This window comes from Ruegeria discodermiae, assembly GCF_030758345.1.
Lineage (GTDB): Bacteria > Pseudomonadota > Alphaproteobacteria > Rhodobacterales > Rhodobacteraceae > Ruegeria_C.
This window is the reverse complement of sequence record NZ_JAVAMO010000016.1, coordinates 70,497-84,465: the sequence shown is the minus strand read 5'-3', so window position 1 is coordinate 84,465 and position 13,969 is coordinate 70,497. Positions and strand designations below refer to the sequence as shown.

General features: G+C 59.1%; 14 protein-coding genes and 2 pseudogenes. 7 read left to right on the top strand and 9 right to left on the bottom strand.

The genetic code is table 11. The features are described from left to right. Positions 1-45: 45 nt before the first annotated feature. Positions 46-246: a helix-turn-helix domain-containing protein gene (locus Q5Y75_RS23260; protein WP_306202017.1), complete on the bottom strand. Its 201-nt coding sequence runs from the start codon at positions 244-246 to the stop codon at positions 46-48. A gap of 107 nt (positions 247-353) precedes the next feature. On the opposite strand from Q5Y75_RS23260, the gene Q5Y75_RS23255 reads away from it, so the two are divergent. Beyond that, positions 354-1,130, top strand: a complete 777-nt coding sequence (locus Q5Y75_RS23255) for a CmcJ/NvfI family oxidoreductase (RefSeq protein WP_306202016.1) — start codon at positions 354-356, stop codon at positions 1,128-1,130. Between the two features lie 14 nt (positions 1,131-1,144). Next, positions 1,145-2,110: an LLM class oxidoreductase gene (locus tag Q5Y75_RS23250; protein WP_306202015.1), complete on the top strand. Its 966-nt coding sequence runs from the start codon at positions 1,145-1,147 to the stop codon at positions 2,108-2,110. 48 nt (positions 2,111-2,158) lie between these two features. On the opposite strand, the pseudogene Q5Y75_RS23245 reads toward Q5Y75_RS23250, so the two are convergent. From Q5Y75_RS23245 to Q5Y75_RS23230, 4 genes and pseudogenes are all read right to left on the bottom strand, one after another. Continuing rightward, positions 2,159-3,171: pseudogene (locus tag Q5Y75_RS23245) on the bottom strand (IS3 family transposase); the annotation flags it as partial. 85 nt (positions 3,172-3,256) lie between these two features. Then, positions 3,257-3,355: pseudogene (locus tag Q5Y75_RS23240) on the bottom strand (IS481 family transposase); the annotation flags it as partial. A gap of 118 nt (positions 3,356-3,473) precedes the next feature. Further along, positions 3,474-3,839 carry a Rap1a/Tai family immunity protein gene (locus Q5Y75_RS23235; RefSeq protein ID WP_306202014.1) on the bottom strand — a complete coding sequence of 122 codons (366 nt, stop codon included), beginning with the start codon at positions 3,837-3,839 and terminating at the stop codon, positions 3,474-3,476. Between the two features lie 66 nt (positions 3,840-3,905). Then, positions 3,906-6,254 (bottom strand): hypothetical protein, encoded by a 2,349-nt coding sequence (locus tag Q5Y75_RS23230; protein ID WP_306202013.1) that lies wholly within the window; start codon positions 6,252-6,254, stop codon positions 3,906-3,908. Positions 6,255-6,468: 214 nt separating this feature from the next. Between Q5Y75_RS23230 and Q5Y75_RS23225 the strand changes: the two genes are divergently transcribed. The 4 genes from Q5Y75_RS23225 to ccmI are packed head-to-tail and all read left to right on the top strand — an operon-like array spanning position 6,469 to position 11,128. Then, positions 6,469-7,251 (top strand): Crp/Fnr family transcriptional regulator, encoded by a 783-nt coding sequence (locus Q5Y75_RS23225; RefSeq protein WP_306202011.1) that lies wholly within the window; start codon positions 6,469-6,471, stop codon positions 7,249-7,251. Beyond that, on the top strand, positions 7,248-9,224 hold the full coding sequence (locus tag Q5Y75_RS23220; protein ID WP_306202009.1) for a heme lyase CcmF/NrfE family subunit: 1,977 nt from the start codon (positions 7,248-7,250) through the stop codon (positions 9,222-9,224). Before Q5Y75_RS23225 ends, Q5Y75_RS23220 begins: the two co-directional genes overlap by 4 nt. Before the next feature lie 12 nt (positions 9,225-9,236). Further along, a complete protein-coding gene (locus Q5Y75_RS23215) occupies positions 9,237-9,719 on the top strand; it encodes a cytochrome c-type biogenesis protein (protein WP_306202007.1) in 483 nt (160 codons plus the stop codon). Beyond that, entirely contained in the window at positions 9,716-11,128 is a 1,413-nt protein-coding gene (gene ccmI, locus Q5Y75_RS23210; protein WP_306202005.1) for a c-type cytochrome biogenesis protein CcmI, read from the top strand. The genes Q5Y75_RS23215 and ccmI overlap by 4 nt, the downstream gene beginning before the upstream one ends. 658 nt (positions 11,129-11,786) lie before the next feature. Here ccmI and Q5Y75_RS28585 read toward each other — a convergent pair. Continuing rightward, positions 11,787-11,993, bottom strand: a complete 207-nt coding sequence (locus Q5Y75_RS28585; protein ID WP_371933299.1) for a hypothetical protein — start codon at positions 11,991-11,993, stop codon at positions 11,787-11,789. A 117-nt stretch (positions 11,994-12,110) separates the two neighbouring features. On the opposite strand from Q5Y75_RS28585, the gene Q5Y75_RS23200 reads away from it, so the two are divergent. Further along, positions 12,111-13,046, top strand: coding sequence for an alpha/beta fold hydrolase (locus tag Q5Y75_RS23200; RefSeq protein ID WP_306202003.1), 936 nt, complete (start codon positions 12,111-12,113; stop codon positions 13,044-13,046). A gap of 5 nt (positions 13,047-13,051) precedes the next feature. Here Q5Y75_RS23200 and yidD read toward each other — a convergent pair whose 3' ends face one another. From yidD to rpmH, 3 genes are read right to left on the bottom strand one after another with little or no spacing between them, the layout of a single operon-like run. Continuing rightward, on the bottom strand, positions 13,052-13,285 hold the full coding sequence (yidD, locus tag Q5Y75_RS23195) for a membrane protein insertion efficiency factor YidD (RefSeq protein ID WP_306202002.1): 234 nt from the start codon (positions 13,283-13,285) through the stop codon (positions 13,052-13,054). Then, positions 13,282-13,701, bottom strand: a complete 420-nt coding sequence (gene rnpA / locus Q5Y75_RS23190; RefSeq protein WP_306202000.1) for a ribonuclease P protein component — start codon at positions 13,699-13,701, stop codon at positions 13,282-13,284. Before rnpA ends, yidD begins: the two co-directional genes overlap by 4 nt. 25 nt (positions 13,702-13,726) lie before the next feature. After that, entirely contained in the window at positions 13,727-13,861 is a 135-nt protein-coding gene (gene rpmH / locus Q5Y75_RS23185) for a 50S ribosomal protein L34 (protein ID WP_005980833.1), read from the bottom strand. Between the last annotated feature and the right edge of the window lie 108 nt (positions 13,862-13,969).

Below are 13,969 nucleotides of genomic sequence, written 5' to 3'. Positions count from 1 at the left end.
CGATGGCGCGGGTCATCCCTGAGCGATGATTTCACCGGCAAATAGCTAGAAATCTCCACCTTCGACCGACAGCGCCACTTTTCGTGTCCTGTGGTGCAAAAGTTCGGAACATAGGTTTTGCTCCAGCTTGGCGAGCTTTGCGCTGGATACGGCTGGGGCCAAGCCCAACGCGCGCCCGCCAGCGCTGATGATCAGCATCTCTGCTGTCGTCACAAACAATCCAAGCGTGTCTGTATCGAGGTCCATTATATTAGAAATCCGAATTATCAATCCGAAAATTGCCAGTTTATCTGGAAATTGATCAACACTAAATCCCCATCACGGAAGCAACAGAGCTTAGGCAGGAGGCGCACATGACACGGACGGCCACAGTCAACTACCATGTTCACAAGCCCTATCGGCAAGCTTTTGAACTGGATGCAGGTGGTATTGCGGGAAACCTGATTTCCCCCGAGCTGGCCCCAACATCCGTAGCGTTGGCAGACAACCGTGCGACGAGCCCGTCAGTCACATTTGCATCCGATGCCGTTGAATTCATGCCGCTGAAAACGCTGGTCCGAGATTTTGCCGGTGACGTCTGGAAACCGACCTACGATGCGGAACTGACGGCGATGCTTCTGGACAGGCTTGGCGCGCGAGAGGTTGTGGTGTTTGATCACACGGTTCGGATGGATGACCCTGATGCGACGCGCCAACCGGCGCGCAACGTCCACAGCGACTACAGCAAGGACGGAGCCGAGCAGCGCCTTACCGACCTGTTGGGGGTCGAGGCCGCAGAGGAATGGGCGCAAGGTCACTATGCTTTTGTCAATGTCTGGCGGCCTGTGGAGCATCCTATCAATTCAGCGCCTCTTGGCTTCGTTCGCCCGTCATCGGTTGATCCATCCGACTGGATTCTGCTGGACCTGATCTATCCTGACCGCAAGGGGCAAATCATGGGGCTGGTGGGAAACCCGGAACATGAATGGGTCTATCAATCCAAAATGACTCCGGATGAAGTGGCGGTCTTCAATATCTATGACAATCAAGGTCTGCCATCGATTGCGCATAGCGCGCTTGATATGGTCGAGGATCCCGACGTTACCACCATTCGCAAGAGCATCGAGAGCCGCACCTTGGTGCGCTATTGAAGGAGTGCTCAGATATGTTGGACAAAATACAGCCCGCTGAGTTTGCTGAGATCAACGTGGCCTACAACCAAGTGTTTCGTCCCGGACGGCTGAGCGTCGGTCTTGTGTTACCGCTCGAAGCATACGGGGTGGGCGCAGAGCCGACTCTGCAGGGGCATCTGGAAGCGGCTCGCAGGGCAGAAGTTCTCGGGTTTGTGGCACTCTGGCTGCGTGATGTGCCCTTCAATGTTCCAAGCTTCGGTGATGCCGGTCAGGTGTTCGATCCATTTGTCTATCTGGGCGCGCTTGCAACAGCGACAGACCGGATTGCGCTTGGAACGGCGAGTGTGATCCTGCCATTGCGCCACTCTGCCCATGTGGCCAAAGCGGCGGCGACCGCGGATGTGCTCTCGGGCGGGCGGTTGCTGTTGGGTGTTGCCTCAGGCGATCGGCCTGAGGAGTACCCGGCGATGAACCAGAGCTTTGACGACCGCGGAGCACGTTTCCGCGATAGCTTTGAGTATATCCGCGCGGCCGGATCAGCCTATCCCAAGCATGAAAATGCGCAGGGCAAACTGTCTGGCGGCATTGATCTATTGCCAAAGCCTCACGGCGCACGCCTGCCCATGCTCATTACCGGTGTTAGCCAGCAAACACCCGATTGGGTGGCGCAGAACGGAGATGGTTGGATGACCTATCCGCGCAACGCAGCAGCCCAGGGGCAGGTCATCGCGGATTACCGGCGACGCGTGAAGGCAGCGGGCCAACCGGAAAAGCCCGTTATGCAATCGCTCTATGTCGACATCCTCGCTGATCCCGCTGCGCCCCCACGCCCGATCCACCTAGGGTTTCAGTCCGGCACCGATTTCCTGCGCAGCTATCTGCACGAGATAGCAACGCTCGGGGTCAATCACGTCGCGCTGAACCTGCGGTTCAATCAAGCGCCCATCGACACAACTCTCGAACATCTGGCGGACGTTGTGCTGCCTGATTTTTCCTAAGGGATCAGAGCGATTGAGCAGTCCTATCTGACGGTTCCAACGTGATTGCTAGTGCATGATAGGCCTGTTTTCCATCGGGATGATGGTTTCCGGTGCAGGAGGGCGATAGCCCAGTGCACTGTGTGGTCGTTTGATGTTGTAGTGCTTCCTCCATTCTTCGATGATGATCTGCGCTTCTCTGAGTAGGTAGAAGACTTCCCCGTTCAATAGCTCGTCCCTCATGCGACCGTTGAAGCTTTCGCAAAATCCGTTCTCCCAAGGCGAGCCTGGTTCGATGTATGCCGTTTTGGCTCCGACAGCTGCAATCCGGTCGCGAACCGCCATAGCAACGAACTCAGGACCGTTATCTGAACGGATGTAGGACGGTGTGCCGCGCAGAATGAACAGATCCGTCAGAGCATCGATCACATCCGCCGAGTTTAGTTTTCGCTTTGCCCTGATTGCCAAGCACTCCCGGCTGAACTCATCACTCGACCATTGTTCTCGAACCACTGGCGAACAAAGTCTCGTTGTTCAACGTCCGGAAAGGTCTCCCTTCATCGATACGACAATGCACGAAGTCATAGCCCCAGACATGATTGCTATGTTCCGGCCTGAGCCGAACACATGAACCATCGTTTAGCCAAGGCCGTCCCTTCTTGGGCTGTTTTGCAGGCACCTTCAGCCCCTCTCGTCGCCAAAGCCGTTCAATGCGCCCATCACTGACAGACCATCCAGCCTCTCTCAGCAACACCGCAACCCGGCGATACCCATACCGACCATATTGCCTGGCAAGTTCGATCATGTCGGCCACCAGCTGTTCTTCATCGGGTGGGCCCCGTGGAAAACGCCTTTGCGTGGATCGGTGCTGTCCCAGTACGCGGCATGCACGGCGCTCGGAAACTTTGAACTGGCTGCGAACATGATCGACACAAGCACGGCGACGAGGGGGCTTAGAAGTTTCCCTTCGATGCTTCCGTCAGGATAAGTTTGTCGAGCATCAGGTCTGATACCGCACGCCTGAGCCGCTCATTTTCCTTCTGAAGCCGCCTTAGTTCCTTAAATTGGTTTACACCCATTCCGCATTCGCCGTTGGGCTCGAACCAATGGCGCCTTCAACGGCTCATTTCTTTCACCAGCGGTAATAAGTTTGCTCCACAACGCCGATCTGTCTGGCTCTGAAGTCCAGATTTTACAGATGTATTTGTGAGGCGTGAGGCCGCTGCGTGTCTTCAAGCGGCGAGCGTGGTTGTAAGCATCGAAGAAATCGGCCAAATCCGAGCAGTTTCAAAACCTTGCGACAGCTCCCGTTGCTACACTCAACCGAAAATCCGCTGATGTCGGACAGCAAAACGCACACTGATATTTGGTTGCCAATATCTGACTATTGGCAGGGAAAGCCTTCCTGGAGCGTTGCCATGACTGCATCTGATGCGGGGAGCCTTGTGCGTTCGGTGTATGAGGCGTGGACCCAGCGCATGAATGCCCAACGCACCTCGTCGGCGGTGTTCAGTTCGGGAGCGCAGATACCCAAATCGGCTTTGGCGCCCACAAGTCGCAGCGCACCGACAAAGCCCATCAGATATTGTTCGCATTCTGTCTCTGCCGCATCACCCCAGCGCGCGTCATTGTCGGATTCCTGACAAGGAGAAAGAAGCTCGCCCGCCGTATAAACCGATTGTGACAGTGCGGGTAAGCTGGAGATTGCCCCGGCCACGGTCATGGAAGCGATGATCAAGGCTGCGCGCATCTTTGTGTTCCTCATGGCTTGAATGTCTGTACTGGCCCGACTATCGCCGGGTCCGCACGCCCCCGGCTACTCCGATTTCTCTTTCGCCAGGGCCTGAACGGCTTGGTTCATGACCTCCTGATGCTCTTCATTGTCCACGAAGCCGGGCGAGTTCACGCGGGACCACAGGTCTTCGTTGGTCATATTCTGGTGACAGCCCATGCAGAGGCCCGTGCGCTCCATTTTCTCGCGCATCTCCTGTGGCAGCGGACCGGTCAGCGGCCAGTGTGAACCGACGGTGACCAGTTGCTGACCGTCTTCGGTAACGATTCGGCTTAGGTCATGATCCAGTGACGGAACGGGCTGGGACTGCAACTGGGTCCGGTTGGGAATGATCGTGCCATCGGCAGTCTCCAGATCGACGACGAAGCCATCCTCGTAGCCGTTCATGAACCGCCCGCCAGAGATGCCGTAACCCAGTGCCTTGGGATTGTTATGGCAGCTCTCACAGCTGCGGGCTTCGCGACCAGCCGTATGTGGCTGCACGGCCGCGTGGTCCAGGCCCTTGGTGCCGCCTGCATCGGGGGTCATCCAGGTCTCGTTATGCGCAACGGTGTTGCCGTCCTTGTCGATCACGGTGGTGATCACCTGACATCCGGGCATCAGCGGGCTGACGCGGCCTTCGCCATTGATGCCGAGCACCGGCTCTTCCCAGCGCAGATAGGAGCGGGTTTCCGAGACCTTGCCGGGGCCGGTCAGACCGTTGGTGCCCAAAGGCGCATCGGCGGTCAGGCCGTTTTCTTCGCGGGCATTGGCGTTGTTAATCCAGTCCACATCCGTCTTGCCCTCGCTATAATCCACAGTGATGTGGCAGCCATAACATTGCGGGGCCCAGTCGGCGTGGCAGGCATAGCATTCCATGCTTTCCATATGCTGACCGACCCGGTTCATCGCGACCTCGGCATTGGGGGACTTCCAGGTGCCGTCAAGCGAGATTTGCTTGAGCACCGGCACTTCGAAATCGAGACCAGAGGCGGAGTGCAGGATGACCTTGTCGTCCTTCTTGACCACATTGCCGAAGGGGTTGCCGCGAGCGGTCAGCAGGTATCCATCCTCGGGCTCATAGACCTCGGCCATGTATTGTTCGGCAGTCAGATCCTCGGTCAGGCCGCGCGGATTGTCCGCCAGTTCAAGCTGAAATTCCTCGCCATAGCCCAGCGGCAATTCCCATGGGAATTTGCTTACGGTGCCGTGGCAGTCCTCGCATTCAATCTCGACCTGTGCCAGCGTCGTGCCGGGCAGGTTGCCGTCGCCGTGCATATCTACGGTGGTGTGACAATCCTGGCAAAGCATGCCGCCTTCGGGGTTGCCAGGTCGCGATTGCACCTGGTGATGCAGGTCGTCTTTCACGAAGACATAGTTCTTGGTGTGCAGCTTGGGCTGCTTTTGCCCTTGCGGGTCATAGGGCGAGCCATAGGGGAACTCCATGATGCCCTGATAGCTGACGCCGATCCGCTTGCCGCGGTTGTGACAAGAAGAACAGGTCTCGTTGGGAATACCGGAATATTCCAGATCGCCATGTTTGACCTTGGATTTGCGCGTGGCCTGCATCTGGTGGGTCATCAATTTGCCCGGTTGGTCCTTGGCAATTGTCGGATCGCCCCCCTCGTAGAACCCGTCATTGGAATAAGGGACGTGGCATGAAGAACAGCCTGCGCCGCGGAAATCGCCGCGCTTCTCACGTCCGGTAACGCCGACATGGCAGCGCTGGCATTGCTGGCGCGAATAGGTGATCCCGGCCAGATTGGGATGTTCCGAGATCTCGTCCACATCCACATCCGGCACCTGCTCCATCGACGAAGGCAGTTGATCGGGATGCGCCTCGGCGTAGGCGGTGATGTACTCGGCATAGGCCTCGGTGCCGACGGTGGGCACATAGCCGTCCTCGTCCACCAGATCATAGTTGCCGTAGACAGAGCGATGCGTGTCGATCACACCCCACGACCACAGGTTGCCCTGCAGCTTGCCCGCTTCGGTGTTCATCAGCGATTTGATCAGGCGTTCCGCATATCCATCGTGACACTGGCCGCAGGACTTGTCGGCGATCCAGACCGCGCCCGGATCAGGGTAGAACATGTGCGGCCCGCCCGCATCGGCAAGTTCCGGATGGGTGCCTTCATGAGCCTGTTCCGCTGTCAGCCCCTGAGCATTGCCGCCATGGCAGACAACGCAACCCGCCGGGTCGCCATAGTCCGGGCCTATTGCCTCGATGGTTTCCATCATCGCACCCGTGGTGAACTTCTCGATGCCTTCATGACAGGACAGGCACCCTTTTTCGGCAGCCAGATCCGGCGTCACCTCGTGCGGCACATCCTGAGCGGCGGCAAAGCCCGCAGTAGCGATGAAGAACAGTATAAAGAAGCAAAAGCGTCGCACGGAGCAGACTCCTGTTGAGCTGAGAATCCGATTCCCCTCACGCTACCGTGAGCCCCTGTGATCGCGCCCTGACATTTATCAGAATTTCTGAATTGAGCCTCAAACCCCAAGAAATAAGGGGTTCTGCACCTTGATGTATCTCAAAGAAACACAAAACGATCACCTTTAGCATCGCCTCACCAAGGAAGCTAAAAAAGCGCCCAGGGAGAGTGAAATGATCACCGGTTCCGATGCTCGGCACCCGCTCAGCGGGGCAGACGAGTGCATTGCCTGCCACAGCCGGTTCTGCCAGTTTCAGGACCCGGCAAGACGGCAGAGCCGCACCGATCTGATCTCGCTCAATCGTGGTGATCGGCTCGTAGCCAGCGCGCAGGCCTGTCTGAAAATCTGGACCATCATTCAAGGCACTGCCGCGATCTGCCGGACATTTGAGGATGGGCGCCGTCAGATCATCTCGCTTGAAACGATTGGGGAGACCACCTGCGGGCTGCTTGCGGCACCCGAGTCGGATACTTGGCTTGAGGCGCTGGATGATTGCGTCATATGCGAGCAGGATTTCTCGTCCTATGCCGGGGCTCTGCGGGAAAACCCCAGCTTCATCTTGTCGATCTTCAGGGTTACCCACAAGCAGTTGGAAACCGCCTCGCGGCATGTGGCTACGCTGGGGCGGCTTGACAGCACCGAGCGGGTGATCCTGTTTCTGGCCGAAATGGTTGTGCGAACCAAGGGGCGGTGCGTCTCGGACAGCGCGGTCACGCTGCCGATGTCACGAGAGGATATTGCCGATTATCTGGGCCTGAACACTGAAACGGTCAGCCGCATCATGAGCCGCCTAAAGAAAAGCGGGCTGGTGCGCTTCTTTTCCCCCACGGAATACGCTGTCCCCGACTTCGCCGCGATCGAACGGCGCCTGCCCGTCGCGGTACTCCGGCGAGCGAACAGTATGGCGGGGCTGGCGCAGGCAGGCTGCAACTCGATCAGGGAGACCGCGGGATGATTGTCGAACTTGGGCATTTCGCGCTGATACTTGCACTGGTTGCGTCGATCATTCAGGCCTGCGTGCCGCTCTGGGGTATGCTGAGGGGTAATGCATCCGCCATGCAGGTTGCCGACCGCGCTGCCGAGGTCCAGTTTCTGGGCATCGCAACCGCGTTCGGGGCGTTGACCTATGCTTTCGTGGTGTCGGATTTCTCTGTCCGGATCGCGGCGCTGAACTCTCATTCCGCGAAACCCATGCTCTACAAGGTGACTGGAGTCTGGGCCAATCACGAGGGCTCGATGCTGCTCTGGGTGCTGATGCTAGCGTTGTTCGGTGTGCTGATTTCTCTCTTCGGGCGCATGATACCAGTGCGCATGCGTTCGACCGTCCTCTCGGTGCAGGGGATGATCGGGATCGGGTTTTATCTGTTCATCCTGCTCACCTCGAACCCGTTCGAACGGGTCGCGATGCCACCCTTGGACGGGCAAGGCATGAATCCTCTGTTGCAGGACCCTGGCGTGGCCTTCCACCCGCCGCTGCTCTATCTGGGATATGTCGGGTTTTCGACGGCGTTTTCTTTTGCGGTGGCGGCCCTGATCACGGGCCGGATTGATCCGGCCTGGGCGCGGTGGATGCGCCCCTGGATTTTGATTGCTTGGTCCGGCCTAACCGCCGGGATCGCGCTGGGATCGTGGTGGGCCTATTACGAGTTGGGCTGGGGCGGGTTCTGGTTCTGGGATCCGGTGGAAAACGCATCTTTCATGCCATGGCTGATCGGCACCGCCCTGCTGCATTCCGCCATCGTGGTAGAAAAACGCAATGCGCTGCTGAAATGGACGATCCTTCTGGCCATCCTGACCTTCAGCCTGAGCCTGATCGGAACGTTCCTTGTGCGCTCGGGCATCCTGACCTCGGTCCATGCTTTCGCCACAGATCCCGAACGCGGCGCGTTCATCCTGTTACTGCTGGCGCTTTATATCGGTGCCGCGCTGGTGCTGTTCGCCTGGCGATCACCGCAGATCAACGAGGGCGGTGTCTTTGCCATCTGGTCGCGAGAAACAGGTCTGCTGGTTAACAACCTGCTCATGGCCGCAGGCTGCGGGGTGGTGTTTGTCGGAACGCTCTACCCGCTGGCGCTTGAACTGATCAACGGCGCCAAGATCAGTGTCGGGGCGCCCTATTTTAATCAGGCCTTCCTGCCGATCTTTGGCATCGCGATGTTGGCAGCGGGGATTGGGCCGTTTTTATCGTGGAAGCGCGCGCGCCGCGCCGTCGTACTACGCCGGGCTGCGCTGACCGCGATCGTTGCCGCAGCCGTACTCGGGCTGGTGTTGCTTGTTGCCGGGTTACGCGATCCCGTGGGCCTGCTGGGCGTGTTCATCGCGCTCTGGTTGGCCGTTGCAACACTGCAAGATCTGGCGGTTCGCATCGGACTGCCGGGGGTGAAACCGGATGTCGCACTGCGCCGCATTATTGGGTTGCCGCGCTCGGCCTGGGGCCTTTACCTGGGTCATGGCGGCCTCGCCATCGCTGCAGCGGGCGTGATCGCGGTGTCGGTGTGGAAATCCGAGGTCATTCAGACCGTGCAGCCGGGCGAGCGCATCGCAGTCGGGCCATACGCGTTTGTACTGGACGGGATCGAAAACACCACCGGCCCGAACTACCAGACCTCGATCGCGACGGTTGAAGTGTTCAGGGACGGTACGCTTGTCAGCACGCTGAAACCCGAACGCCGCTGGTACCCGGTCGAACAGAAGCCCACGACCGAGGCGGGTATCCGGACGCTCTGGCATGGTGACCTCTACGCGGTTCTGGGCGACCCCAATGGCGGCGGCGGTTTCGTGATGCGGTACTACTATAATCCGGGCGTGCCCTGGATGTGGCTCGGCGCGCTGCTGATCTCGCTATCCGCTCTGGTGTCGCTTTCCGACCGCCGCTTGCGGGTTGGTGCGCCCAGCCGGTCCCGCGCTGCCTTGCAGCCCGCAGAATAAGGAAGGGCACCGATGATACGACACCTATCAGCCTGTCTGCTCAGCGCCGCGATACTGATGCTTTCACTGTCGATCCCCGCCCTGGCGCTTGATCCGGGCGAGATGTTCGACAACCCGGCGCAAGAGGCACGCGCGCGTGATATCGGCCGTCAGCTGCGCTGCTTGAAATGCCGGAACCAGTCGATCTTTGATTCCAATGCCGGGATCGCCAAGGACCTGCGCGTCGTCGTCCGAGAGCGGATGATCGAGGGCGACAGCGACAGTGAGATACTGGCCTATGTCTCAGAACGCTTCGGCGACTATGTTCTGCTCAAACCCCGGATGGCGGCGCATACCTATGCGCTTTGGTCGGCACCGCTGGTTTTGCTGGGTTTGGGCAGCTTCTTTCTGATCATGTACCTTCGGGGCCGCCCGTTGACTGCCCGGGCGCAGGTATTGTCGGATGAGGACCGCGCGCGGGCGCAGCACCTTCTTGATGGGGAGGGATCACAATGACATTCTGGTTCATCATTATCGGTATCGCGACGCTGCTGGCGCTGTGGACCGCGCGCCCGTTCCTGCGGAACGGACAGATGGAGCTGGACGATGCCGAGGGCGCGATTTCCGTGTTCCGCGATCAGCGCGACGAGGTGGAACAGGACCACGCAAGGGGCCTGATCACCGAGGCCGAGCGCGACGCGGCTCAGCGCGAGATAGAGCAGCGGGCGCTCAAGGCCGCGCGCGATCTGGGGGCAGGCATGTCGATGTCGCGCCGGTCCCTTCCAATGGCTTTGGCGCTTGTCGGGGTCAATGTGGTCGCCTCCGTCGCATTCTACGCCGCGCTTGGCACGCCCGAAGATAGCGATCAGCCGCTCGCGATCCGTCAAACCGAAATTCTTGAACGTCGCGCCTCTGCCGGGGATATCAACAGCCGGATTCAGCTGTTAATCCAGCGAACCTCTGAGCTGCCCGAGTCGTTTGAGACCTGGTGGACGTTGGCAAACTCTTATTCCGCAACTGGTGATCATGCCTCGGCCGTTGACGCTTACAGGCGCGCAGTGGAGTTGGGCGGCGACCGTCCCGGCATCCTTTCGGCCTATGGCGAGTCCATGGTTCTGGCCAATGGCAACAAGGTGCCTGCGGCGGCGCGGGTGATCTTTGAGCAGGTGTTGCAAACCGTGGATGACCCCCGCGCCCGCTACTATGTCGCTCTGTCCAAGGCGCAGGCGCAGGATTTCGAGACCGCTTTGCTGGATTGGACGGATCTGGCCTTCGCCTCGGCCCCGGATGCACCGTGGTTGCCGCTGGTGCGGCGCGACATCGTCAACATGGCGCGGTTTCTGAAACACGATGTGCGGCAATACCTGCCCGATGCCACACCGACCGAGATCGCTGCCGCCGGTGGCTCAAACGCCAGCGATCTGGCAGTGGTCCGCGCAACCGAGCTCGAAACCGCACTAGCGGTGGACCCCATGGATCACCAGGCTTGGATCGAACTGGCGACGATCCGGACCGAACAGGGCGACAGCGCGGGCGCGGCACAGGCGATCACAACCGCGCGCGAACACTACGCCGCCGCGCCTTTTGTGCAACAAAAACTGGACGAAGCCATGCGCATGCTGGGTCTGGATCTCTTGCGCCCAGACCCAGCCGGCCCGTCGGCTGAGCAGGTGGCTGCGGTACAAAATATGGACGCAGATGAGCAGGCTGACCTGATTTCCGGGATGGTTGAGGGGCTTGCGGCCCGATTGAAGGAAGAGCCCGACAGCCCCGATGACTGGATCATGCTGATTCGTTCCTACACGGTGCTTGGGAAAGACGAGAAGGCGCGGGCCTCTTACGAAACCGCCCGCGCGCGCTTTTCGGGTAATACCCAAATTTTGATACGATTGGACACCGAGGTAGAAAGGCATCTAGGAGAGTGATCGACTTGGTTGTGTCGCACGCTTTGGTCGGCATGTTGCACCTTCGCGCGGTTTGATCCAGCTGGCGCTTGGTCTGCAATACTGTTTGGGAATGTCCGGTGATCGACCAGTGCTGCGTATCATGGGCTGGAATGCTAAGCGCCGACTGCGATTTCTTCACCGATATCCGAAACAGCCGTTCCCAGTACATCGCATCAAGGTCCGGTCGCAGCCATGTTGGTAATTGCCACACTTCTGGTGATCGCCTGGCCAATTGTTAAAGCGATGCGCAATAAGCGGTCTACCGCCAAACTATGAGATCGGGAGCTTTAACGATTAGCGATTGCTCTCAGTAGGTAAAGCAGCGACGTTTGCTTCCGGCGAACTATTGGTTTGGGCCGCACGCCGGACTTTGCAAAGTCCGCTCTCTGCGCTTTGCTCACTTTTGGTGCTGCCTTGAGCATGGCAGTTGTTGCACCCTCGATTGTAAATGACCGCTTTTGACAGATTGGAGGAGTTGCCCTCAAAGATGCGGCGAAGGATCTCTTTCCTGCGACTTTGTTGAGAAATTCGAACGCTTGCGCTGTTTGTGTTTTCTGCGAACAGGTGATCAACCGAAAAGCCTGCCTTAGACATCGCTGACAGCTATCGACACTTGATCTGGAAGTCAGTCCCAAGCCTAGATCGCTCCTACACGAAGACCGGTCGTTCCTGTACGCGCGACTCTTGCCTCTATTTCGAGCAAAATCAGGTGCTTATGACGCCGTCCGCCGCCCATGCTGTATTGCTCGGTCGCTTTGCGGGCACGGCGTGCGATCCGTTTGTGCAGCTTCTTGAACTCGGTGGTCGAGGGCGCCTCGGCGAACAGGGGAGAGATCGCTGTCATCGTCCAGCATTGCGCCTCTCTTCAAGCTTGCGGGCATAAACTATCGAAACGTCGCGCTGCAAAGGCCCGAGATCGATGTTAGGCTGGGCCAGCATTGTACTTCGAGAGGTTTGAGCCATGGACTATTTCTTTTCCGTCCGCGCCCGCAGCGGTGACCATTACTCCAACAGGCTGGGCGGCGCGCGCTATCTGGCGATTCCATCAAATGTCCGGCAACCCGCTCGACAACACGAACTGCCGGTCTCGCAATGGCTTGGTCGGGTTCAGGACGAGGCTGGTGCCACTGATGAAGAGAACGGGCATATCGTGGTCTTTGTGCACGGGTTCAACACCGAGCAGTTCGAGATGCTGGAACGTCACCGGAAGATTCGCGTCGGGCTGGAGGCGCAGGGGTTTACCGGGGTGGTCATCAGCTTCGATTGGCCAAGCGACGGGTCGGTGTTGGGTTACAACTCGGATCGCGCTGATGCGCGCCGCTCGGCGGACAAGCTGTTTGTCCACGGCATCAACCGGCTGTCTCGGATGCAGACGCCGGATTGCCGCTATAATATCCATGTGTTGGCCCATTCCATGGGAACCTATCTGGTGCGCGAGGCGATGGATTACGCAGATGACGACCATGCCACCGCACAGACCAGTTGGACCACCAGCCAGATCGCCTTTGTGGCGGCGGATGTGTCGTCGAAATCCTTCAGCAACGGCAATCCCAAGACGTCTTCCCTGATGCGCAGATGTACGCGGCTGACGTGTTATTACAGCCCGTTCGACGAAATACTCTCGGTCTCTGAGATCAAGCGCGTTGGCGTGTCACGCCGGCTGGGCCGGGTGGGCATGCCAGCGGATCATCATGAAAAGGCCGTCAATCTCTATTGCGGCAAGTTCTTCAATGACACCCGCGATGATTATGATGACGGCAAGTCAGCGAGCCATAGCTGGTACTTTGACGCACCGCGCTTTTATGAGGACCTTCACCACACCCTGTTGGGCAAGCTGGACCGAGAGGTGATTCCGACACGGGCGCGCACCACGCAGGGCAATCTCGGACTGTTCTGAGCAGATCAGCTCTTCTTGTCGTCCGGCACCGGGTCATAGCCGTCGCCGCCCAGCGGATGACAGCGCGCGATTCTTTTGGCGGCCATCCACGCGCCTTTGATTGCGCCGTGCTTCTCCAGCGCCTCCAGCGCGTAGGCAGAACAGGTGGGTTGATAGCGGCAGTTGAACCCGACCCAAGGGCTGAAGATCAGGCGATAGAGCCGGATCGGCACGGCCACGACATGGGCAAACAAGGTCATGGCTTACCTGCATGCAATTTGCGCAACGCATGGCGCAGGTCCTGCACCAACAGATCGAACGGGCGGTTCGCGGTAACGTCGCGCCGTCCGATCAGCACATAGTCCCACCCCGGCTTGCCCCGCTCGGGCAACACCAGCCGCGCCGCCTCGCGCAGCCGCCGCTTGGCGCGGTTGCGGGCCACGGCATTGCCGACCTTTTTCGAACAGGTAAAGCCCGCGCGTATGCCGACAGCCTCATCCGCGCCGCGTTTGCGGGCCTGCACCATCATTGAAGCGGTGCCTTGCCTGCGCGCGCGGGCCGCTTTCAGAAACTCGGCGCGTTTGCGCAACACGATAATCGGCACACAAACGGACACCGCCGGAGGGCTATTCCCTTGGCTGGTCGAACCATCCATGGGGGCCTCCGGCGGTGTCATAAGCAATACCTGCTGTCGATTAGCCTTAAGCGCTCAGCGACTTGCGGCCGCGGGCGCGGCGGGCATTCAGGATTTTGCGGCCAGCCTTGGTGGCCATGCGCGCACGGAACCCGTGGCGGCGTTTGCGAACCAGGTTCGAAGGCTGATAGGTGCGTTTCATCGCTCCGTCTCCAATCTCTTGCGGTCGGGCGCGGCGCGGAATCGCCTCCCGGTCTGTTATTCGAAGTCCGTCCTTTACGGCCCCTTCCCGGGTAAGTCAAACCCTCGG